This is a genomic window from Pseudomonas sp. GW821-FHT02C04 (assembly GCF_059421845.1).
Window position 1 is genome coordinate 603453 of record NZ_JBWKVT010000001.1, and the last position, 20279, is coordinate 623731.

Genomic DNA, 20279 nt, shown 5'->3' on the forward strand with positions numbered 1-20279 from the left:
TCTGGCCTGTGAGTTCACTCAGGCCATGTATCCCTCGACACCGTCCCACAACAGTTTCAGCGCCGTGACTACCAGCAAGCCATAACAGGCGCGGTACATCTGGCGCTGATCCAGTCTGGCGTGCAGCCGCCAGCCCAGCCAGACCCCGCTGGGTACGGCGAGCAGGCTGACGAACATCAGCGTCAGGACGTTGCCGCTGGGTTTGGCCAGTAGCAGCCAGGGTACGGCTTTAAGCAGATTGCCCACCGTGAAAAACAGGCTGGTGGTTCCGGCATACATCTGTTTGCTCAGGCCCAGCGGCAACAGATAGATCGCCAGTGGCGGCCCGCCGGAATGCGCGACCATGGTCGTGATGCCCGATGTAAGGCCGGCGGCCACCGCTTTGGGCGATGAGCGCGGCTTCACGCGGACTTCTCCGCCCGCCTTGAACCACAAACCGACAAACAACAGGGTGACCGCCGCCATCACAATGGCGATGGCGCGATGGTCAAGTACCCGAAAAAGCAAATAGCCAATACCGATACCGACGACCAGCCCCGGCACCAGCAGGCGCAGGTCCGGTTTCGACCAGGTCGACGGCTTCCAGTAGCGCAGGCTGAACAAGTCCATGGCGACAAACAGCGGAGCCAACAGTCCGCCAGCGGTGATCGGGTCCATTACCAGGGACAGCAGCGGAATCCCGACAATCGCGAAGCCTCCCCCAAATGCGCCTTTCATGAAGCAGATCAGGAACACGCCGGCGAAGGTGACGAGGAGGGTGGTGAGGGTCAGTTCCAAGATTTGCGCTCACTTCATTGAGGGCGGGAAATGGCCATAATTTCGCGCACGAGCTGCGCGGTGAACAGTTACAGTTTTGAGGTTATTCTGTGGGCCAGTACTAAACGCTCGCACCACGTATTCATACAAATTCCAGCAACAGTGTTTGTCCAACCTTCCGATTTTTCAGCACCGTCTCAACCCTTAGCATCGTCTCCAACCCGTGAACAAACACGGTCCTCAACGAGACGGTGAATATCATGAACATGAAGAAAATCGCGCTGGTTTTAATGTTGGGCAGCTTCGGTGCACACGCTTACGCCGATAACGCAGGCACAGTGAACACCCCGGTCGAGACCTATAACTCTGCGACCAAACTGGACATCGCACACGTCATCTCCATCACCGAACCGGCCAATGAATGCGCGCCGACGCCGGTTCAGATGACCTACGAAGATTCGTACGGTGAGCAACACGTTCTGCAGTATCAAGTGATGGGGACTGGCTGCTCGAGTTGAGCCCGGTGCAGATGATGGAGGGTCGACACTCCATGTCTGCGGTGCTTAAACCCTTTTTGCTCCGACGACTTCTTCATCCGATGCGAGCAGCTGCGGAATCGACTGTTTCAAAAACTCCACCCAGGTCTTGATCTTCGCATCGACGAACTTGCGCGACGGATAGATCGCGAACAGGTTCAACTCCTCCAGCCGGTATTCCGGCAACACCCGCACCAGGGTTCCCGCCCTCAAGCCGTCCACGGCCGATGCAATCGGTTGAATGCCTATACCCATGCCTTTCTTGATCGCGATGGTCATTCCATCCGCCGTGTTGATATGGAACGGCGACAAGGGAATGGTGATGGTTTCCATGCCTTGCGGGCCTTCGAATGTCCAGTTCTCCACCGGCATCACCGTGTTGACGATCCGCAGGCACTCGTGTTCGCAGAGTTCGCCGGGCGTCTTGGGCAGACCGCGTTTTGCCACGTATGCGGGCGAGGCGCAGAGGATGCTGTAGGTGATGCCCAGGCGCTGGGCGACGAAGCCGGAATCCGGCAGATCGCGGGCCAGTACGATGGACATGTCGAAGCCTTCTTCGAGCAGATCCGGCACGCGGTTGGTCAGGCTCAGGTCGAACATCACCGTGGGGTGAATCTCGCGGTAGCGGGCAATCGCATCGATCACATAGTGGTTGCCGATGGCCGACATGGTGTGAATCTTCAAGCGGCCGACGGGCAGGGTCTGGGCGGTGCCGGCTTCTTCGTCGGCCTCGCGCACGTCATCGAGGATTTTTTCGCAGCGTTCCAGATAGCGCACACCGGCTTCAGTCAGGGCCAGGCGGCGGGTGGTGCGGTTGATCAGGCGCGTGTGCAGGCGGGCTTCGAGGGCGGAGACGGCTTTGGAGACGTTGGTGGTGTTGGTGTCCAGCAACTCGGCAGCAGCGGTGAAGCTGCCGCTTTGGGCGACAGCGATGAAGAAGCGCATGGTCTGGAAAACGTCCATCGGTGTCTCTCGGCAATCGGGTGGGAAGAGTATAGGGGCGACCTCGCTGGAGGCCGCCCCTTTCCATGCGTCATTTCTTGCGTGGAATGAAACCGGGCACGCCAGTCTCGACCACCGAATTGAACCGAATCCGCGTCGTGATCTCTTCCTTGATCTCGTGCATCGCCCGATGCGGCAGGGTCGTGATGTCGAAGTTTTCCTGAATACGGCTCGGGTTCGCAGAGGTCGTCAGGAATGCCGCGCCGCGCTGCACCGCCCAGGCCAGCGCCACTTGCGCCGGGGTTTTCTGCACGTGCCGGGCAATCCCGGTAAGCACTGAATCCTCGAGCACATTCGGCTCCATGCCATGCCCCAACGGGGCGAACGCGAGCAGGATAATGCCGTATTCCTTACAGAATTCCAGCATCTCCCACTCGGGCAGGTACGGGTGGGATTCGATCTGCACCACCGCCGGTTTGATTCGCGCCGCGGCGACGATTTCCTTCAGCGCATCGAGGGTGATGTCCGAGAGTCCGATGGACTTGCAGCGACCTTCATCCACCAGGCTTTCGAGGGCGCGCCAGGTGTCGATCAGTCGGGTTTCGCCATCGTAGATCACGTGCCCGAAAGCATCCCGAGGGTCTTGATCGTCGCCGGGCTGAAAGGCGAACGGCGTGTGGATCAGGTAGCAATCGATGTAGTCGACTTTCAGTTGCTGGCAACTGGCTTCAAACGCCGGTTTTACCCGCTCGGGACGGTGGTTGGTGTTCCACAGTTTGGTGGTGATGAACACGTCTTCACGTCGGATCTGGCCGGCGGCGAAGGTCTGTTGGAACGCCACGCCGATCTGCGTTTCGTTGCGATAGCGCTCGGCGCAATCGAAGTGGCGGAAACCGGTTTCCAGCGCACATTTGACTGCTTCAGTAGTGGTGCTCAAATCGCGAAACAGCGTGCCGAATCCCACCGCCGGCATCGAGCCCGAGCCGTTGTTAAGTGGCAATCGGGTGTCGCGAAGTTCATCGTGAAAGGCTTCGTAAGTCATGTCGTTCTCCGGCTTGGCGTTAAAGAGATTTTGAGGTTTCGCGCATCGCGACTTTCTGATCGAAGACACCCACCGAGTTGCCGCCCAGCGCCACGAACAGGCGCACCGAGTCGAGATAACGCGCGGTTTTCACCTGGATCTGGCCGAGCAGCGCTTGCTGATAGGCGCGCTCGGCTTCGAGCACTTGCAGCAGGCTGTTTTCGCCTTGGGCATAAGCCTGTTGGTTCAGGCGCAGACTGGTGTCGGCGGCGCGCAAGGCGTCGTCCTGGGCGAGGTTTTGCTCGGCGCCGTGATTGAGCGCCTGCAGGGTGTCCGCGACCTGGCCGAAGGACTGAATCACCGTCTGCTGATAGCGAGCGAGTGACGCGTTGTAGCCCTCGACCGCGCCCTGGCGTTCAGCCTTGAGCGTGCCGCCATTGAAGATCGGCGCGGTCAGTCCGGCGGCGAATCCCCACAGTGCGGCGCCGCCATTGCCCGACGCGGCTTGCGCCAAAGAGGCGGACAACTCGACGCGGGGATAGAGATTGGCAGTCGCCACACCGACCGCCGCGCTGGCGATGTGCAGCTCGGATTCGGCTTGCAGGATGTCCGGACGGGTGCGGGCCATTTCCGATGGCAGGCTGACCGGGATGTTCGACGGCAAGGCGAATTCATCGAGGGTGAAGTCCGGCGCAATCCAGTCCGCCGGGCCTTTGCCGGCCAGAATCGACAACGCGTGACGCGCCGCATCGCGCTGCTGGGCGAGGGGCGGCAACAGCGTGCGATCCTGGGCGAGGCGGGTTTCGGCCAGCGACACGTCGATCCGCGTGGTGGTGCCGCTCGCCTGCGCCTTGCGCACCAGGTCGAGGTTTTTCGTGTCGTTGGCCAGCAGGGTTTGCACCGCCTGAATCTGCGCGTTGGCGGAAGCGAGCAACAAGGCCTGACTGGCGACGTCGCCGGTCAAGGTCAGGTACGCGGCTTCGTAGCGATGCTTTTGCAGATCGGTCAGCGCCTGCTGTTCTTCGACCCGACGCTTGTTGCCGCCGAATGCGTCCAGATCGAAAGCGACCCGTGGGCCGATGGCGTAGAAGTTCGAAACAGTGGCTTCTGGTCCATTGTGGGTGCGTTGACGACCGGCCGAGGCGCCGAAATCCACCTGCGGATACAGCGCACCTTCCGCTTCCGCGACCGAAGACGCTGCCTGGCGAATGGTCGCGTCGGCGGCCACCAGTTCGAGGTTGCCGTCGATAGCGCGACGCACGACCTGATCGAGTTTCGGCGAGCGGAACGCCGACCACCAATCACCGTTGACGCGTTTGCCCATGTCGAAATGTTGTTCGGCGGCTTGGTCGTAATGCTGCGACGGACTTGCGTCAGGCCGTTGGAAATCAGGGCCGACAGTGCAGGCAGACAACATCACCGTCATCGCCAGCGGGGTGAAGCGCATAGAAACTTTCATGGTTCAGACTCCACGTTAATCAGTTGGCCGCAACCGGCTTGCGCAGGAACACCACCAGCGGGCTCACCACGAGCATCGCCAGCATCAGAATCTTGAATTGGCCCATGACCGCGATGAACGCCGCTTGATGGGTCACCAGATGGTTGAGTCCCTCCAGCGCCGGCAGCGAGGTCGGCATCGAAGCGCGATAGGGCGTCAGGTGACTGGCCAGCGCCGAGTGCATCGCCTGGGTGTTGTTGAAGAAAAAGATCTGCACCACGGCCACGCCGAGGGTGCTGCCGTAGACCCGCATCAGGTTGAAGAAACCGGTGGCTTCCGGGCGCAGCTTCGGGTCGAGTGTGCTGAATGCGGTTTTGCTGAGCGCCGGCATCAAGATGCCGAGGCCGACGCCCTGGATGAACCCGGTGACCGCCACGGGCGTCCAGTCCATCAGCGGCGAGTAACCGAGCATCAGCCAGTTGGCGTACACCACCAGCGCGATGCCCGTGGCGACGAGCAGTCGGACGTCGATCCACGCTGGCGCACGGCCCATCAGCAGGAACGCGCCTACCAGTCCGATGCCACGCGGGACGGTCAGAAGCCCCGTGGTGTCCGGCGGGTAACCGAGGATTTCGTCGAGCATCGGCGAGGTCAGCGCCATGGTCGACAGCAGTACAAAACCGAGGGCGAAAAACATCACCGTCGACAGCATGAAGTTGCGGTCGCCGAACAAACCCTTGCTGAGAAAGTGCGTCTGGCGGGTGAGTGCGTGGACGATGAACAGGTACAAACCGAGGGTGCAGGCCAGTGCTTCGATCCAGATTTCCGGTGAGTCGAACCAGTCCAGCCGTTCGCCCCGATCAAGCAGCATTTGCAGGCCGATCATGCCGATGGTGAAAGTGCCGAAACCGAAGAAATCGAATGTCGGACGCGGATCTGCTTTCTTCTCGGCGAGCAACAAAGTAACCACCAGGAAGATGTACGCCGTCAGTGGCAGGCTGAGGTAGAACATCGGGCGCCAGTCGAAATACTCGCAGATCAGACCGCCGATGCTCGGGCCGCTGACGATGCCGAACAGCACCAGTGCCGTCCATTTCGGGCCGAACGCGGGGCGGCGTTCGGCGGGCAACGTCTCCAGCGCGATGGCCATCGACAGCGGCGCAATTACGCCGCTGGCCAGGCCTTGCAGGATGCGGGCGCCGATGAATTCCAGCGGCGTGTCTGCCCGTGTTGAAAGCCACAGTCCGAGGGCGAACGCGACAAGTGCAATCTGGTAAACCCGCTTCAAACCGAAGCGGCCGGCCAGCCATTGCGCGACTGGCAGGGTGATCGCGCTCGCCGCCAGATAGGCCGTGAAGATCCACCCGGCCTGATCGTCACTCATCGACAGGCTGCCCTGAATCAGGCGCAGCGCTGCGTTCGGCAATGGCAGGTTGGCTGACTGCATGTAGGTGGCGAGCAGGGCGACAAACCTCAGCGCCCGCGCGTCTGCTGTTGAGGTGTTCATCACGAGTTACCTGCGGACAACAGCGATTTGAGCGGATGCCACCATGGCGTGCGGTGGCCGGTATCGACCCTGACCGTGGCGCTGGTGCCGGAAAACAGCGGCAGGGCTGGGTCGGCTTCGTCCAGCTCCAGACGAACCGGAACCCGCTGCACCACCTTCACCCAGTTGCCGGTGGCGTTCTCCGGCGGCAGCAGGGCGAAGTCGGCACCGGCGCCGGGGCTCATGCTGATGACGTGCGCCTTGAGTTGATGATCCGGGTAGGTATCGAGCGTGATGGTCGCCGGCTGGCCGGGGCGCATGTGCGTCAGTTGCGTCTCGCGAAAGTTGGCCTCGACCCAGATTTCCCGGTCGGAAATCAACGCGAATGCCGGCGCGCCGTTGTTGACGTAGTTGCCCACCTGCAAATCATCGACCTTGGCGACGATGCCATCGTCGGGTGCGGTGACGGTCGCGTAGGACAGATACAGCTGCGCTTCGTCGAGCTGGGCCTTGGCTTCGCGCACGGTTGGATGGCTGTCGATGGCGATGTCCGGGTTGCCGTTCAACGCGACGACGGTGCTGGCGATCTGTTGCTCGATGGACGCGATGTGCTGGCGCGAGACTTTCAGGTCAGTTTCGGCGCGTTCGTAAACGGCCCGCGATACGAACTCGGTGGCAACCAGGGTTTTCTTGCGGGCGAACTCTTTCTGATCGAAATCCGCCGAAGCCTTGGCCGATTGCAGTTCGGCCTGTTGCTGGCGATAGCTGGCCTTGAGGCCGTCGATGCGCAGACGTGCATTGCCGAGCTGGGCTTCGGCGCGGTCGACGGCGATCTGCAACGGCTTGGGATCGATGCGAAACAGCACCTGGCCTTTTCGCACCGGTTGGTTGTCGTCGACGGCAATCTCCACCACTTGCCCGGAAATCCGCGCGTTGATCGAGGCCTTGGCCACGCGGGCATAGGCGTTGTCGGTGGAAACGAAGGGCTCGTTGGCGACGTATTGGCCGTAGCCAATCGCGGCGAAGAGGGCGGGGATGCCGCCCATCAGCAGCGGTCGCAGCTTCTGTTTGAGCGGTTTTTTCGGCGGTGCATCAACCGGGTGGGCACTGATTTGTGCGGCGGCGAGATCGAATGGCTGAGTCATGATCGGTACTCCAAAGGCTGGGTCCCTGTGCGAATTCGTCAGCGGCCCGGGCGTCGTTAAAGGCTGTGCGTCATCAAGTCCGTGCGCGGTGTGGGAGGGTCGCTCCGCTGCCGCTGTTTCGTCGTCGCCAGCCCCGGTACGAGCGCTGTTACAACAAACCTGCCGATCAAGGAATTTCTGGTTCCTTAATTTTGTGCGATGGTGTAAGAATATGGATGACTAATCTTTCCCGCAAGGAATTTATACGACATGGCACAAAATAAACCGACAGAAGGAAAAGGCCGTGGCCGCCCACGTGCCTACGACCCGCAAACCGCACTGCAACAGGCGCTCGGCGTGTTCTGGAACACCGGTTACTCGGCCGCGTCTCTGGACAGCATCGCCACTGCCGCCGGCATGAATCGCCCGAGCCTGTACGCCGCGTTCGGCGACAAACACGCGCTCTACATCAAGGCACTCGACCAATATTGGGAAACCGCCCACGCCGCGATGCAGGCTGCTTTGAACGACGGCAACCTGACTCTGGAACAGGCGCTGAGCGGTTTTTACGAAGGGCAACTGGCGATCTATTTTTCCGGCGATGGCCAGCCCCGTGGCTGTTTCGCGATCGGCACGGCGACTACCGAAGCGGTCGAAGATCCAGAGATTCGCAAGGTGTTGTCCCTGCGACTCAGCCAGCTCGACGCGGATCTGGAAGCACGCCTGCAGAAGGCGCTTGATACCGGCGAACTGAAACCTGATACCGATCTGGCTGCACTGGCCATGCTTGCGTCATCACTGCTGCACAGCATCTCGATCCGCGCCCGCGCCGGTAAATCCCGCGAAGAACTGACCGCTCAGGCACGCAACGCCGTCAGCGTCATCTGTAGCTGAGAGGTTTTTATGGGATTGGAAGACATCCTGTCCGAAGGCCTGGCCGTGGTGTTCTGCGGGATCAACCCCGGCTTGCTGGCAGCAGAGCAGGGGTATCACTTTGCCGGGCGAAGTAATCGCTTCTGGCGCACGCTGCACCTGGCTGGGTTCACACCCCACGAGGTGAGCCCGGAAAACGATCGCTCGATCCTGCAATTTCACTGCGGGTTGACTGCGGTGGTCGAGCGGGCGACGGCCCGGGCGGATCAATTGTCGGCGGATGAATTCACCGCCGCCGCTGCGAATTTCGAACGCAAGATCGCCCGGTATTCGCCGCGCTTCGTGGCGTTTCTCGGCAAGGCTGCCTATGCCGGGTTGTCCGGGAAAAAGTCGGTTGAATGGGGGCTGCAAGACACCACGTTCGGCGGCGCGGCGGTGTGGATCCTGCCCAACCCCAGCGGCCGCAACCTGGCGTTCAACCAGGAACAACTGGTGACAGCGTACCGACAGCTTTACCTGGCATCGAGCGACACCACGTAAGCACGAAACATGTCCGCCATCGCGTCCGCACGCGCCGTGATTTCCTTGTCAGTACGCGGGCTGAGTGAAAAATCCTTTCCCACCGAACTGAGTGTGGCCAGGATCAGATCGCAGGCCTGTGTGCGAGTGGATTCGCTCGCCTCGGGCAGTAATTCAACCATGAACGCCTCAAAGGTTCGCTTGCCTGCTGCCCGCACTTCATGGGCCTCGGGCGCATCACGATAAAGCGGCGCCGCATCGCTCAACGCACCGCGCATCTGCGCCTCTTCACACTCCGAACGAATGAACGCATGCACCAGCGTGCGCAGGCGATCCAGCGGCAGCGCCTCCCGATTTTGCAGAATTCGCTGCAGCATCTCCGTGGTCTGCAACCACTCATCACTCTGCAACCGAAACAGAATCGCAGCCTTGTTCGGGAAGTACTGATACAGCGAGCCCACGCTCACCCCAGCCTTCTCCGCAACCCGCGCCGTGGTGAATCGGGCCGCGCCTTCCTTGGCCAAAACCTGAATAGCCGCCTGCAGAATCGCGGAAACCAACTCGGCGGAGCGTGCCTGTTGCGGCTGTTTGCGTGAGGAAATACGGGCGGTCTGGCGGTCGGTCATGGTCGGCTCAGGCGTGAAGAGGGAATGCGAATAGCGAATCGGGCCATTCGCTCGCATCATTTAAACGCGACGAATCATTCGCATTTTAGCCCTCAACTGACGGAAAACCACCATGACCACATTGACCACCGAACCCCTGGCAACCCTGATCGAACGCCTCTACACCCAGGCCAGCGCCGCCACCAGTCCGGTTTTGAATTCCGTGTCTGACGAAGAACGTGAACGCCTGATGCACAGCAAAACCGAGTACCGCGAACTCTACGGCATGCTCAAAGACCTGTGGCTGCCTGTCTCCCGCGAAACCGGCAAACTGCTGTACATGCTGGCCCGTAGCACCCAGGCCAAAGCCATCGTTGAGTTCGGCACCTCGTTCGGCCTGTCGACCCTGCACCTGGCAGCGGCGCTGCGAGACAACGGCGGCGGTGTTCTGATCGGCAGCGAATTCGAATCGTCGAAAATCGAACTGGCTCGGCAGCACTTTATTGAAGGAGGCGTCAGTGATCTGATTGAAATCCGCGAAGGTGATGCGCTGGTGACCTTGGCGAGCGATCTGCCGGACACGGTTGATCTGTTGCTGCTTGATGGCGCCAAGGCGTTGTATGGCGACGTGTTGAATCTGGTTGAAAAACACCTGCGCCCGGGCGCACTGGTGGTGGCCGACAACACCGATTACTGCCCGGAATACCTGGCCCATGTGCGCTCGCCGCAGAATGGTTACGTCAGTGTGCCGTTTGCCGATGACATTGAAGTGTCGATGCGGTTGGGCTGAGCGGTGGCATCCGAAATGCCGCGAGGGTGCGTGTTGCTTTAGAAGCGGACCTTCGAGGCATTTTTCCGGTTTGATCTTTCATGCGTGCGACAGGATTCGTCTATCGTCATGAAGATCAACACATGACCAGGATCAGGGAGCTGATCATGAATCGTCAGGACGACCTCAACATCATCTGGAAGCGAATATTCTGGATTTTCATAGCCCTGTTGTTGCTGGCGATTGCCGTCACTTACAGTCTGCCCGACTACAAAGTGCCCTTTATCGTTTGTATCGCCGGGAATATCGGGGGCTACGTAGGGTTTCACAGACGACTGTCGATACTGACCGATCCGGAAATCGAAAACCTCGCCAAGTCATGGTTCGCTTTGATACTGCCTTCATTCATCGGCGGGATACTGGCGGGGCTGTTGTATCTCCTGTTCCTTTCCGGCGTTATCAGGGGCGATCTGTTTCCGGTGATCGTTCCGGACGACGATCCGAAATGTTTGAAGCAAATCTTCAATGATATTTTTTGCCAACATGCGGAAGGGTACGCGGCCTACGCCAAGTTGCTGTTCTGGTCATTCGTGGCGGGCTTCAATCAGGACTACGTCGTTGACCTGATTGAAAACATAAAAGGCACCGACAAAAAAGCTGATGGAGGCTGAAGGGGAATGCTGCGCGGCTTAGTGCTGTTTTTTTGAAATGACATCGTTCATGTACTGATTCAAATCGCGAAAATCGCTGACGCTCCAGGCGTGCGGCGGGATCTTTACACCATTCTCGCGCAAGGTTTTTGGAATCAGGTCTCCGTTCGGGCGAAGGATGATCGAGGACACGATCACGCCCGGGTAATCATTGAGCCGCTTCTTGAAGGCAGGTGTTGTCAGATCAGGTGTCGGAGGATTGCTTTTATGGGCCAATGGCCCGGTTCCCTTGATATCGGGCCCGTGGCACACGGCGCATCTCTGTGAGTAGAGATTCCTTCCGTTGATGTTGTCTGCGAAGGAGGGGCCTGTTTGAGTGAGTAGCAAAAAGGCCAGTAAAGGGAAGACTGATGTTTTCATTTTTATAGGTCGATATTGATGGGTTTTGACGATGAAACGCTTCATGCGCTTCAGAAGTTGACGCGAGTGACGGATAGCTACCCGCCGCTGTAATGAATGAGCAGGGCGATAAACACCACAAAAGGTGTGTACAGCACCAAACCGCCGACGACGAGTGCCCAGCCCCAGGCAAAACCGCTTTCACCCTTGAAACGGCCGCCACTCAGCAGACGCAGGACGAAAACGCCAACCTTGTAAGCCAATACGTTGAACAGGAAGTCCACGATGAAATCCATTTTTGGTCCGGTGCCTCCCTGGGTGCTCATATTTTTATAATCTCTCTCACAGACCAATTCGTCATTGATGTCATAGCAGATAAATCCCGCTTTTGGTCCACGTCGGGCGGTGCCGGCCGGCTGTATTGGGTCGTTTTTTTCTGACTCGCGACGGGCAGAAGATGGCCGGTAGCAGTCCTCACTCACTAGCCCTTTGCAGACATTTAGTCACCCGACTTGCCAGCGCAATGCCACGGAACTTCTTGGAACGCTCCGCTAGTGGCCAGTATTGAGCCGAGCTCATAAATGAGTTGCCTATTGAGAGTGGCATTATCGGAACACTGGTCGGCTTCTCCGAACGTGCTCCAAGAGTCGCTATCAATTCGAACAGTTCCAAACTTGCTTTCTAGATGGGAGTGGGATGCCCATATGCCATGCTCAGTGGTACTGACTGAGAATCCCAATGGCGCCAGTACCAGGCAGAGCGCCTCCTGGAACCCAATATCCGATGGCTGTGGATAGAACTCAATTAGCAGTTTGTTGCTGTCATAGCCTTTTCTAATCGCAAAAGCGTACATGACCTTCCTCTTGAAGTATTTCGAGCTGGGCAAAAAGGGGACTGATTTATTATCTGAAAATAAATCAGTCCCCTTTTTGATCTTGATCGACCCCCATCTTAATCTGCGCAACCGACGCAAAAAACGCGTCAAGCGGCTGCTGGATATCCGCAGAAAATTTCTCTGACGTTATTTCTGCCTGCATCGCAGTGCCAGTGAGGCGAACCTGAATACAGCCCGACCGACCCCTTGGGCATGGCAGGATGGTCATCTTCAGCCCATCGTTTTGACTTAATTCTGCTGGCATTGCTTCTCCCTTGTTGCCGTTCAATCCAGGATTTTATTGAGCATACTTTCCTTGGAACTCGTGAACTCGCTTGCTGAAAAGCAAATAGTGAGCGCCGCGCGCCAGAAACACTGCAGCAGCAATCAAGAAAGCGCTCATATAGATGCTGTTATCGATGATCTCTATGGCAGTGCCGAGAGAGCTCTGAGCAGCAATGGCGCATATGAGCGCCAGAATATTGCAAGCAATCACACTTCCGTAAAAAGCAAAAAGCGAAACAGTCAATGAAAACGCTACATAGCCCAGGTTGTGTGGTGTAGGCCCAAACAGGATTGGCCATACAGAGTATGCGACATACAAAGTGATAATGAGCGTAAGAAAGGCGGGTGGTCTTTTCATGTCTGGATTAGCTTTCGTCCGATTTGAAGGCTGGCAAAAAACGCCGGAATACTAGCCATATTTTCAGCCGCTGTCGTTACGCGTTCCAACCGATCTTGTTCCAGAACGCCTGGGCCGATACCTGTCAATTGAAGGGCGCTCACGCTATCGTGGCGCCGAACAATCAACAAAAAGGCTACAACAGGATGAAGCCCCTGGACCTGACGCGTTTCGACCTCAACCTGTTGGTGGTGCTCGAGGCGCTTTGGGCCGAAAGACACGTCGGTCGTGCCGCCGAACGCTTACACCTGTCCCAGTCCGCCACCAGCCACGCCTTGTCGAGGTTGCGTACCGCTTTCGATGATCAGCTGTTTATCCGTCACCCCCGAGGCATTGCCCCGACGCCGCTGGCCACCGAGCTAATGCCGAGAGTCGCGGCGGTGCTTGAGTCGGTGAGGCTAGTCGCCAGTCCACGGGGCTCGTTCGATCCCAGCCGTTTACAAGCCGAACTCAACGTGGCGGCCACCGATCACGCGGTGTTGACCGTCATCGCCCCGGCACTGGCCCGGATTCAGGCCGCTGCGCCCGACCTGGTGTTGAAACTCAGGCCGGCCGATGGCGAATCCGCTCTGCGCCAACTGGACGCCGGCGAACTGGACATCGTGCTGGGTTCGGGTTCTTTCGCTCAGGTCCCGCAGCGCTTTGATTGTCAGCTCGTTCATCAGGAGCGTTTCGTCGGCATCGCGCGCAAGGGTCACCCGGCGCTGGTCAAGCGCGGCAAGAAATTGCACATGGAACTGGATGACTTCGTGCGCCTGCCGCACATCTTGGTTTCGCCACGCGGCGATGCTCGGGGCGCCGTCGACGAGGCGCTGGAGAGCCTCGGTCGGACTCGCAAGGTGAGCGTCACTTGCCCGAGTTTTCTGGCCGTTCCGTTCATGATCGGCGCGTCTCAATCCATCGCCGTGGTGGCCGAGCGCGTCGCCTTGCATTTGCAAGAAACTGCGCAACTGAGCCTGTTTGAACTCCCCATGGGGCTCCCCACCTGGGAGGTGCTCGTTGTTCGAGCACGTGGACGCGCCAACGAGCCCGCCATCGAGTGGATCACGAACATGATGATCGCCGACTGAGGCGTCATGAATCTGGTGCATCAACAGGCTGTGTAAAAGCCATTGGATCGCCTGCGTCGGTCTTCCTAGAGTTCGGTTGTCGTTCATTCAACCCGCCAGGAATACCCCATGCGCACAGAGCCCACTTTGGTCATGATCCCGTGCTTTGCCGGGGCCCCGTGGCAGCTGAACCAGATGACCCACTTGCAGCATCGCCCCCTGCGCACCCTGCGTTTGCCGGACGACGTGTGCGATCTGGAAGCATTGGCCAACGTCATCACCGACCAGGTGAAAGACCTTGAAAGCTACGTGCTGGTGGGGGACTCCTACGGCGCAGTGTCCTCGATCGCAGTGGCGGCTCGACAGCCGAAAGGCCTCAGAGGGTTGGTGCTCTCCGGCGGTTTTGCCAGGAGCCCGATCACCTCGCCCTGGCTAAAGACTCTGGCAGCCCTTGCACCATTCTTCCCCGGCCCGTTCTACCGACAGATGACCCTTCGGATTCACGCCGCACAGTTGGCGTCGGCGTTCGACAGGGAAGGGGAGATCCCCTGGTCAACGGGCAAAAGCCGCGCCTTCTTCATCAAGGAAACGTCCCACAAGGCCTACATCAACCGCATGCGCTCGATCGAGAACGCGGACTACACGGTGCTGCTGAAAAAGATCGACGTGCCCACACTGATTCTGACGCCCGAGGAAGACAAACTGATCGGCAAAGACGCCGCAAGCGTTCTCCTCAACGGTATCAAGGGTTCGCAGGAAGTCATCCTGCTGCGCACCGGGCACATGTTCAGGTTCTCGCATCCGGGGGCGTATTCGCTGGAGATCAAACGGTTTCTGGAGCGGTCGTCGCTTTAAGTGGGTGTCATGGGGCACTTGCCGACAACGACTGTGCGCCTTTGCCAACTCAAGCAGTCAGCGAGCATCCAGAAAACGATGACGAGATTGGCCAGCAGAGAAGCAAATCAATGCCTTGGTCACGCCGCATCACACCGCGTTTATCCCGCGTCAACTGATCGCACGTTGACACTATAAAGCCATCTCCTATCGTTCTCCGCAGACCGCATCCAGGGACCGGATGAGCCGGACAGCCTTTGCGGGCGCGGTCGTTTATGCCATTCCAACAAGGAGCAGCAAAATGTCCAGTGCGACCAATACTTACGACGTGCTCGTCAATATCGATGCCGATTACCTGATTGCCCATCCCGGCGATGTCGGCGGTGCGATTTCCATGCTGGTGACGCGCGATGCCGTCGATCCGCATGCCAGCGGCAACACCGGCGAAGGCGGCAACGAACTGTGGATCGATGTCAAAACCGGCGACAACATCCGCTGGCGTGCCACCACGCTGTCGCGCAACTTCGACCGCATCGCACAGATCAAAAACGTCCAGCCAGGCGACCCGCACCAGGGCGGCGATTACAAAGGCACCATCTCGACACCGGTCTCTTTCAACGTGCCTGGTGTGGTGATCTATCTGAACAAGGGGGCTCCCGGCGGTATTTCCAAAACCGATGTGACGTACAGCCTGTGGCAAGCCACTGCTCTGAATCCAGGAAAACTCTGGTACACCATCAACTTCGCGCTGTACGACCGTGACCTTAACCAGATTGGCACAGACCACACCTGGGATCCCTACATCACCGTCAATAACCAATAACTGAACTGCAAAAAGCCCGGCTAGATACTCTTCGTCTGTGACGAAGGTGTCTGGCCGGGCTTTTTATTGACTTTCGTTAGTCTCGTTCAGGGAGTGTTGGGGCGCGTCATGCTTGAATAGTCCCCACCGTGGACTAGGCTCAAATCCAACTTTCCAGAGCGCAGGACTTCACTTTCAGCATTAGCGCGCTTTCCGGACTGGAGCCAAAAAGAACAACTTCACTAAAGGGTTACCGATGGATCGATATGATGCCCCGCTTGTTGTAGAGCGCACTTGGCGGGCAGGCATGTTGAAGGGATTGATTACAAGAAATCCATGCCTGAGCATTTTCTTCATGACACTGGCCGTGTTCATGGTGTTGCAGTACAAACCTGCCGTTCTCAACTACACAACACGCTTTGTCGACTTCGCCGATTACATGCTGGCGAACGGCGTCACGCTGTTTCCCATTGCCGACGACTTCAAACCCTATCCCGACTATACGGTTCTCAATACTTTACTGGTCTATCTGGCTTCCTTGCCGTTTGGGCGCGTCTCCATACTTTCAATGGGCCTGCCTTCCTGCATTGCCGCCTCCCTGATGCTGGTGTTCATTTATCGACTCGGGGCGTTGCACAGCAAGAAGTGGGGAGCGTACGGCGTACTTTTCAGCCTGCTGACCTGGGCCTTTCTGGACGGCGTGAACTCACTGGCACTTGATATCTATCCGGCCCTGTTCACGTTGATCTGCTTCTACGTTGCCTATTCGGCCGAGTTGAAAAAAGACCCGCGTCGCCTGGTGTTTCTGTTCGTGGGGTTGGCGCTGGGCTTTGCATTTCGTGGGCCTATCGGCTTGATCGGGCCCGCCTGTGTCATCGGGGCTTATTACTTCCTGAGCCGCCAATGGCGCATGTTGCTGCTGTTTTCATTCCTCTCGGGCCTGATTCTGGCCGTCGGGGTTGTGCTGCTGGCATGGGCCGCGTACCTGCAAGGGGGGCAAGCGTTCCTCGAAGACGTGCTGAACATGCAGGGCATCGGGCGCTTCGGCTACGACCACGCACCGCGCTATTACTTCTACTTCTCCGCAGGCCTGTTTACCTACGGCTTCACGGTGTTTTACGCCATCAACGTGATTCTGAAGAAGTACAAACTGTTCTTCCGCTCGACCCGCGATAAAGACATCGACCTGCTGCTTTATCTAACCGGGTGGCTGTTGGTACTGCTCGTACTGTTCACGATCCCAAGCTCCAAGAAAGCGCGCTACATATTGGCAATCACCCCGGCCATTTCCCTGCTGGCCGCCTACCTCTTTGTCAGCCATGAAGCGGCATTCGTCCGCGCCAAAAACGGCTTGATGCAGTTCTGTCTCAAGTTGCCGGCTTTGGGTTTGGGCCTGCTGTTGTCGGTGCTGGTGTACAACAACTTTGCGGAAGTCCAATTGCAGCCCAACTACCTGGGCGCAGGCCTTGGGCTGTTTGCGCTGTTGAGCTTCTACCATGCCAAACGCGAGTACTTTGCCGAGCATCGCTATCGCGAGTTCATGACGCTGTCGTTTGGGGTGGGGGCCTTTCTGATACTGGATATGTTCTTCTTCAACCCCATCACCTACCACCTGGAGCTCATGATCGAGCCCACGCCGAAGTTTTTGCCGTATTGGTTTTGGTGAAGCGCTGGGCGTGTTCCAGCCAATACCCTGCGATAAAATTGTACATTTCATTACTCTTGTACAAGAATTCAGGCCTCCCTTCTTGAAAAGCGTTGCGTGGATTAAATCCACGAAATCGTCGGGCCCTTACGCTCTGATCAACTGGAACCTGATTGATGAATACGACTCGCCGATTGTGCCTCGTCTTGGGCGACCAATTATCCTTCGACCTCGCCTCTCTGCAGGGGCTGGATCAAGAGCGCGATACGGTGCTCCTGGTCGAGGTGATGGAAGAGGCCAGCCATGTTCCTCATCATCCGCAAAAGATCGTCCTGATTTTCAGCGCCATGCGTCACTTCGCCGAAGCGTTGCGGCAGAGGGGAATCAGGGTGCAATACGTAACGCTCGATGATCCGGAAAATACCGGCTCCGTGCCGAGCGAATTACACCGCTGGCAGGCACGCCTGCAACCGGATGAACTGCACATCACGGAGTGCGGTGACTGGCGATTGGAGCATTCAATCAGGGACTGTGGCTTGGCGATCAAGTGGCATTCCGATCGTCGCTTTCTTTGCACGCGTGCCGACTTCTCTCACTGGGCGCAGGGCAAAAAACAGCTGCGCATGGAGTTCTTTTATCGAGAGATGCGCCGCAAGAGCAGGTTGTTACTCAATGGCGACGGCACCCCGGTCGGAGGCGCCTGGAACTTCGATGCGGAAAACCGCAAAGCCTTGCCCAAGGGTGTCAGGCCGCCTTCGCCCGCACGTTTTACGCCAGACGCAATTACCCGGGACGTGCTTGCGTTAGTTGCCAAAAACTTCTCCGGTCACTATGGCGCCCTCGACACGTTCGACTATCCGGTCACCCACGCAGAAGCTCAGGCTCTGTGGGATTACTTTCTCGATTGGGGCCTGGCAGCCTTCGGCGACTATCAAGACGCCATGGCCAGCGATGAGCCGTTTCTGTTTCATGCGCGTATAAGCGCGGCACTTAACATCGGCTTACTGGATCTTCGCCAGCTTTGCAGCGATGTGGAATCTGCATATTGGTCCGGCAGCATCGCACTCAACGCCGCCGAAGGCTTTATTCGACAACTGATCGGCTGGCGTGAGTATGTCCGAGGTGTCTACTGGCTGAAGATGCCTGACTATGCCCATGGAAATGCCTTTGGTAATACGCGGCTGCTTCCAGAGTTCTACTGGACAGGCAAAACGCAGATGAACTGCATGCGCCAGGCCATCAGCCAGAGCCTGGAACATGCCTACGCTCACCACATCCAACGACTGATGGTGACCGGCAACTTCGCACTGCTCGCCGGTATCGCACCGAGTGAAATATGTGAGTGGTACCTGGCGATCTACATGGACGCCTTCGACTGGGTGGAACTACCCAATACACTGGGCATGGTCATGCACGCCGATGGCGGCTATCTCGGTTCCAAACCCTATTGTGCGAGCGGCCAATACATCAAACGCATGTCCGACTATTGCCGTGGCTGCGCCTACAAAGTGAGCGAAAGCACCACCGACGACGCTTGTCCTTTCAACTCGCTCTACTGGCACTTTCTAATGCGTCACGGCGACCGACTGCGCGGCAATCAACGCATGAGCATCATCTACAAAAACCTCGACCGCATGCCTGAATCCAGACAACAGGCGCTTTGGCAGCGCGGCGAGTGGTTGCTCAAGCAATTGGACGATGGTGAGTCGCTGTGAAAAAAAGCGAGCTGCCCGTCAAAACCTGCGCGACCTGCGGCCTTCCATTCACATGGCGGAAGAAATGGGCTCGCTGCTGGGAAGACGTGCGCTACTGCTCGGAGCGTTGCCGGCGTAGTAAATCAAGACACCCACCTTTATGACAATTTCAGCAAACGGAGCCAAACAACATGGACGTCATCAATCAGTTACAGCCCGAAGAGTGCGCCGGCATGGAGGATATCCGACGCGAAATCGATGCCCTTGATCAGGCTGTTATCAAGCTGTTGGGCAAGCGCTTTCAATACGTACTGGCGGCCTCGAAATACAAGACCTCAGCAACTTCCGTACGTGCTCCGGAACGTTTCAAGGCCATGTTGGCAACACGGCGCGAGTGGGCCGAAGTTGAGGGCTTGAGCCCGGACGCAATCGAACAGATGTACCGTGATCTGGTAAACCACTTCATTGCAGAAGAAATGAAACAGTGGTCGGCCCGTCAATCCGACGCCTGATCCTGGTGTCCGGGCTGTCAGTCATGGTGCGGCAGCAGGATTGAGGCGTTTTAAAGAGCCTCAATCCTTCTCAGGACATTTGAAACCCCAGGAATAAACCTTCATGTCTTTGACCTCCTCCCCGACAGTCGCCACACCCAGGCAGACGCCGTTCCTGACGTAGTTGAAACTGCAGAATTGAAGACCAACCGTGCACGACTCGATTTCAGTGAAGCCTTTTCTCTGGAGGATGTTTTCGACCCCGTATTCACCTGTGTAGGTCGGGTTCGGCTTCCAGCCGTTTTTGATCAAGGCCTTTCGGGCGTTTACGAATGGCATGTGTTCTTTGATCGGGACGTCGGTTGCGTGGGATAGGGGGCTGATGCAGCAGAGAAGGCTGATGAGGAGTGGTTTTAGTTTCATTTGATGGTTCTGACAGAGCCGACGTTGTGCTTAGGTGTCTTCAGTGAAGAGGGACACGTTGATGTAGAAATACTTTATGTCTGACCACGAATCCCGTTTGTCTATTGGCGTCTCTTCGGACCCCATACCCAGCATGTACCCCAGACGTGTTCTTTTATCGCGATAGAAGAACGGTGCTGAATCCCATCCGCAACACATGTGCTGAAGCTTTGGAAGACCGAAGCTCTGATTCATGTATCGCTCAGCTTTGAGTGCATCAAGGCCTTTTACTCGGTAGCGAGCAACGAGAGGCTTTCCTTGTATGTTGTTGTCCTGAGTGCACTCCAGAAGCTCAACGAATTCAGGTTTGTCGCTGAGTTTTGCAAGAAAATCCTCACAGTGCGGTTCGGCCTTTGCGCAACCGGCCAAGACAAATAGCACTCCGAACAAGAGCCCAAGGAACAACCGTTTCATCTGTTTCTCCATGACCCCATTTCTCCTTAGACCCCCGCGCAGCACCAGGGCTATTCAACGAGACTTCACCGAGTGAGCGAAGCGAATGGTATCCGAGCCTGACGCAGTCATGGACGCTCATGATGCAACATTCTGAAAACTGAACGGGCGTTAGACAACCCACACAAATCGCGCTGTAGAAGCAGCCACCGACTGCTCCTACAGCAATCGACCA

General features: G+C 57.7%; 25 protein-coding genes. 12 read left to right on the top strand and 13 right to left on the bottom strand.

The genetic code is table 11. From position 1 onward, the window contains the following. Window positions 1-18: 18 nt before the first annotated feature. Window positions 19-777 (bottom strand): sulfite exporter TauE/SafE family protein, encoded by a 759-nt coding sequence (locus AC07VV_RS02675; RefSeq protein ID WP_495035165.1) that lies wholly within the window; start codon window positions 775-777, stop codon window positions 19-21. A 239-nt stretch (window positions 778-1016) separates the two neighbouring features. Between AC07VV_RS02675 and AC07VV_RS02680 the strand changes: the two genes are divergently transcribed. Then, entirely contained in the window at window positions 1017-1274 is a 258-nt protein-coding gene (locus AC07VV_RS02680; protein WP_495035166.1) for a DUF2790 domain-containing protein, read from the top strand. A gap of 45 nt (window positions 1275-1319) precedes the next feature. Here the strand turns inward: AC07VV_RS02680 and AC07VV_RS02685 are convergent, their stop codons facing one another. The 5 genes from AC07VV_RS02685 to AC07VV_RS02705 form a co-directional block, all read right to left on the bottom strand. Continuing rightward, entirely contained in the window at window positions 1320-2255 is a 936-nt protein-coding gene (locus tag AC07VV_RS02685; RefSeq protein ID WP_495035167.1) for a LysR family transcriptional regulator, read from the bottom strand. A 70-nt stretch (window positions 2256-2325) separates the two neighbouring features. Then, on the bottom strand, window positions 2326-3276 hold the full coding sequence (locus AC07VV_RS02690; protein WP_495035168.1) for an aldo/keto reductase: 951 nt from the start codon (window positions 3274-3276) through the stop codon (window positions 2326-2328). A 19-nt stretch (window positions 3277-3295) separates the two neighbouring features. After that, complete coding sequence (locus tag AC07VV_RS02695) at window positions 3296-4714, bottom strand: efflux transporter outer membrane subunit (RefSeq protein ID WP_495035169.1); 1419 nt, start codon at window positions 4712-4714, stop codon at window positions 3296-3298. Window positions 4715-4733: 19 nt separating this feature from the next. Further along, window positions 4734-6200, bottom strand: coding sequence for a DHA2 family efflux MFS transporter permease subunit (locus AC07VV_RS02700; RefSeq protein ID WP_495035170.1), 1467 nt, complete (start codon window positions 6198-6200; stop codon window positions 4734-4736). After that, window positions 6200-7324 (bottom strand): HlyD family secretion protein, encoded by a 1125-nt coding sequence (locus tag AC07VV_RS02705; protein ID WP_495035171.1) that lies wholly within the window; start codon window positions 7322-7324, stop codon window positions 6200-6202. Before AC07VV_RS02705 ends, AC07VV_RS02700 begins: the two co-directional genes overlap by 1 nt. Window positions 7325-7573: 249 nt before the next feature. On the opposite strand from AC07VV_RS02705, the gene AC07VV_RS02710 reads away from it, so the two are divergent. Then, window positions 7574-8197, top strand: coding sequence for a TetR/AcrR family transcriptional regulator (locus tag AC07VV_RS02710; RefSeq protein ID WP_495035172.1), 624 nt, complete (start codon window positions 7574-7576; stop codon window positions 8195-8197). 9 nt (window positions 8198-8206) lie between these two features. Then, a complete protein-coding gene (gene mug, locus AC07VV_RS02715) occupies window positions 8207-8716 on the top strand; it encodes a G/U mismatch-specific DNA glycosylase (RefSeq protein WP_495035173.1) in 510 nt (169 codons plus the stop codon). On the opposite strand, the gene AC07VV_RS02720 is transcribed toward mug, so the two are convergent. Continuing rightward, window positions 8689-9321, bottom strand: a complete 633-nt coding sequence (locus tag AC07VV_RS02720; protein WP_495035174.1) for a TetR/AcrR family transcriptional regulator — start codon at window positions 9319-9321, stop codon at window positions 8689-8691. The genes mug and AC07VV_RS02720 overlap by 28 nt on opposite strands. Before the next feature lie 112 nt (window positions 9322-9433). Here AC07VV_RS02720 and AC07VV_RS02725 point away from each other — a divergent pair, with 112 nt between their 5' ends. Beyond that, window positions 9434-10090, top strand: coding sequence for an O-methyltransferase (locus AC07VV_RS02725; protein ID WP_495035175.1), 657 nt, complete (start codon window positions 9434-9436; stop codon window positions 10088-10090). 146 nt (window positions 10091-10236) lie between these two features. Further along, entirely contained in the window at window positions 10237-10740 is a 504-nt protein-coding gene (locus AC07VV_RS02730) for a hypothetical protein (RefSeq protein WP_495035176.1), read from the top strand. A gap of 18 nt (window positions 10741-10758) precedes the next feature. Here AC07VV_RS02730 and AC07VV_RS02735 read toward each other — a convergent pair whose 3' ends face one another. The 4 genes from AC07VV_RS02735 to AC07VV_RS02750 all read right to left on the bottom strand — a co-directional run bounded on the left by AC07VV_RS02735 (window position 10759) and on the right by AC07VV_RS02750 (window position 12635). Further along, entirely contained in the window at window positions 10759-11139 is a 381-nt protein-coding gene (locus AC07VV_RS02735; RefSeq protein WP_495035923.1) for a c-type cytochrome, read from the bottom strand. A 77-nt stretch (window positions 11140-11216) separates the two neighbouring features. Then, window positions 11217-11414 carry a hypothetical protein gene (locus tag AC07VV_RS02740; protein WP_096821741.1) on the bottom strand — a complete coding sequence of 66 codons (198 nt, stop codon included), beginning with the start codon at window positions 11412-11414 and terminating at the stop codon, window positions 11217-11219. 621 nt (window positions 11415-12035) lie between these two features. Continuing rightward, window positions 12036-12257 carry a hypothetical protein gene (locus tag AC07VV_RS02745; RefSeq protein WP_495035177.1) on the bottom strand — a complete coding sequence of 74 codons (222 nt, stop codon included), beginning with the start codon at window positions 12255-12257 and terminating at the stop codon, window positions 12036-12038. Between the two features lie 33 nt (window positions 12258-12290). Then, the gene (locus AC07VV_RS02750; protein ID WP_495035178.1) at window positions 12291-12635 is read right to left on the bottom strand and encodes a hypothetical protein; all 345 of its coding nucleotides are present in this window, start codon (window positions 12633-12635) and stop codon (window positions 12291-12293) included. Between the two features lie 185 nt (window positions 12636-12820). Here AC07VV_RS02750 and AC07VV_RS02755 point away from each other — a divergent pair, with 185 nt between their 5' ends. From AC07VV_RS02755 to AC07VV_RS02785, 7 genes are all read left to right on the top strand, one after another. Continuing rightward, window positions 12821-13744, top strand: a complete 924-nt coding sequence (locus AC07VV_RS02755; RefSeq protein ID WP_495035179.1) for a LysR family transcriptional regulator — start codon at window positions 12821-12823, stop codon at window positions 13742-13744. Between the two features lie 108 nt (window positions 13745-13852). Continuing rightward, a complete protein-coding gene (locus AC07VV_RS02760) occupies window positions 13853-14578 on the top strand; it encodes an alpha/beta fold hydrolase (protein ID WP_495035180.1) in 726 nt (241 codons plus the stop codon). Between the two features lie 280 nt (window positions 14579-14858). Continuing rightward, on the top strand, window positions 14859-15380 hold the full coding sequence (locus tag AC07VV_RS02765) for an AidA/PixA family protein (protein ID WP_495035181.1): 522 nt from the start codon (window positions 14859-14861) through the stop codon (window positions 15378-15380). 334 nt (window positions 15381-15714) lie between these two features. Continuing rightward, window positions 15715-17025 carry an ArnT family glycosyltransferase gene (locus AC07VV_RS02770; protein ID WP_495035924.1) on the top strand — a complete coding sequence of 437 codons (1311 nt, stop codon included), beginning with the start codon at window positions 15715-15717 and terminating at the stop codon, window positions 17023-17025. Between the two features lie 155 nt (window positions 17026-17180). Then, the gene (locus AC07VV_RS02775; protein WP_495035182.1) at window positions 17181-18719 is read left to right on the top strand and encodes a cryptochrome/photolyase family protein; all 1539 of its coding nucleotides are present in this window, start codon (window positions 17181-17183) and stop codon (window positions 18717-18719) included. Continuing rightward, window positions 18716-18862, top strand: a complete 147-nt coding sequence (locus AC07VV_RS02780; protein ID WP_495035183.1) for a DUF2256 domain-containing protein — start codon at window positions 18716-18718, stop codon at window positions 18860-18862. Before AC07VV_RS02775 ends, AC07VV_RS02780 begins: the two co-directional genes overlap by 4 nt. A 27-nt stretch (window positions 18863-18889) precedes the next feature. Further along, a complete protein-coding gene (locus tag AC07VV_RS02785; RefSeq protein ID WP_495035184.1) occupies window positions 18890-19210 on the top strand; it encodes an isochorismate lyase in 321 nt (106 codons plus the stop codon). A 60-nt stretch (window positions 19211-19270) separates the two neighbouring features. Here the strand turns inward: AC07VV_RS02785 and AC07VV_RS02790 are convergent, their stop codons facing one another. After that, window positions 19271-19612, bottom strand: a complete 342-nt coding sequence (locus AC07VV_RS02790) for a hypothetical protein (protein WP_495035185.1) — start codon at window positions 19610-19612, stop codon at window positions 19271-19273. Between the two features lie 30 nt (window positions 19613-19642). After that, entirely contained in the window at window positions 19643-20065 is a 423-nt protein-coding gene (locus AC07VV_RS02795; RefSeq protein ID WP_495035186.1) for a DUF4952 domain-containing protein, read from the bottom strand. Window positions 20066-20279 lie beyond the last annotated feature (214 nt).

Coding starts and splice junctions, on each gene's coding strand:
- AC07VV_RS02725 (WP_495035175.1), top strand. CDS start 9,434: ATGACCACATTGACCACCGAACCCCTGGCAACCCTGATCGAACGCCTC.
- AC07VV_RS02765 (WP_495035181.1), top strand. CDS start 14,859: ATGTCCAGTGCGACCAATACTTACGACGTGCTCGTCAATATCGATGCC.
- AC07VV_RS02700 (WP_495035170.1), bottom strand. CDS start 6,200: ATGAACACCTCAACAGCAGACGCGCGGGCGCTGAGGTTTGTCGCCCTG.
- AC07VV_RS02705 (WP_495035171.1), bottom strand. CDS start 7,324: ATGACTCAGCCATTCGATCTCGCCGCCGCACAAATCAGTGCCCACCCG.
- AC07VV_RS02730 (WP_495035176.1), top strand. CDS start 10,237: ATGAATCGTCAGGACGACCTCAACATCATCTGGAAGCGAATATTCTGG.
- AC07VV_RS02710 (WP_495035172.1), top strand. CDS start 7,574: ATGGCACAAAATAAACCGACAGAAGGAAAAGGCCGTGGCCGCCCACGT.
- AC07VV_RS02785 (WP_495035184.1), top strand. CDS start 18,890: ATGGACGTCATCAATCAGTTACAGCCCGAAGAGTGCGCCGGCATGGAG.
- AC07VV_RS02685 (WP_495035167.1), bottom strand. CDS start 2,255: ATGGACGTTTTCCAGACCATGCGCTTCTTCATCGCTGTCGCCCAAAGC.
- AC07VV_RS02735 (WP_495035923.1), bottom strand. CDS start 11,139: ATGAAAACATCAGTCTTCCCTTTACTGGCCTTTTTGCTACTCACTCAA.
- AC07VV_RS02755 (WP_495035179.1), top strand. CDS start 12,821: ATGAAGCCCCTGGACCTGACGCGTTTCGACCTCAACCTGTTGGTGGTG.
- AC07VV_RS02750 (WP_495035178.1), bottom strand. CDS start 12,635: ATGAAAAGACCACCCGCCTTTCTTACGCTCATTATCACTTTGTATGTC.
- AC07VV_RS02775 (WP_495035182.1), top strand. CDS start 17,181: ATGAATACGACTCGCCGATTGTGCCTCGTCTTGGGCGACCAATTATCC.
- mug (WP_495035173.1), top strand. CDS start 8,207: ATGGGATTGGAAGACATCCTGTCCGAAGGCCTGGCCGTGGTGTTCTGC.
- AC07VV_RS02720 (WP_495035174.1), bottom strand. CDS start 9,321: ATGACCGACCGCCAGACCGCCCGTATTTCCTCACGCAAACAGCCGCAA.
- AC07VV_RS02795 (WP_495035186.1), bottom strand. CDS start 20,065: ATGAAACGGTTGTTCCTTGGGCTCTTGTTCGGAGTGCTATTTGTCTTG.
- AC07VV_RS02680 (WP_495035166.1), top strand. CDS start 1,017: ATGAACATGAAGAAAATCGCGCTGGTTTTAATGTTGGGCAGCTTCGGT.
- AC07VV_RS02790 (WP_495035185.1), bottom strand. CDS start 19,612: ATGAAACTAAAACCACTCCTCATCAGCCTTCTCTGCTGCATCAGCCCC.
- AC07VV_RS02745 (WP_495035177.1), bottom strand. CDS start 12,257: ATGCCAGCAGAATTAAGTCAAAACGATGGGCTGAAGATGACCATCCTG.
- AC07VV_RS02770 (WP_495035924.1), top strand. CDS start 15,715: ATGACACTGGCCGTGTTCATGGTGTTGCAGTACAAACCTGCCGTTCTC.
- AC07VV_RS02740 (WP_096821741.1), bottom strand. CDS start 11,414: ATGGATTTCATCGTGGACTTCCTGTTCAACGTATTGGCTTACAAGGTT.
- AC07VV_RS02690 (WP_495035168.1), bottom strand. CDS start 3,276: ATGACTTACGAAGCCTTTCACGATGAACTTCGCGACACCCGATTGCCA.
- AC07VV_RS02760 (WP_495035180.1), top strand. CDS start 13,853: ATGCGCACAGAGCCCACTTTGGTCATGATCCCGTGCTTTGCCGGGGCC.
- AC07VV_RS02695 (WP_495035169.1), bottom strand. CDS start 4,714: ATGAAAGTTTCTATGCGCTTCACCCCGCTGGCGATGACGGTGATGTTG.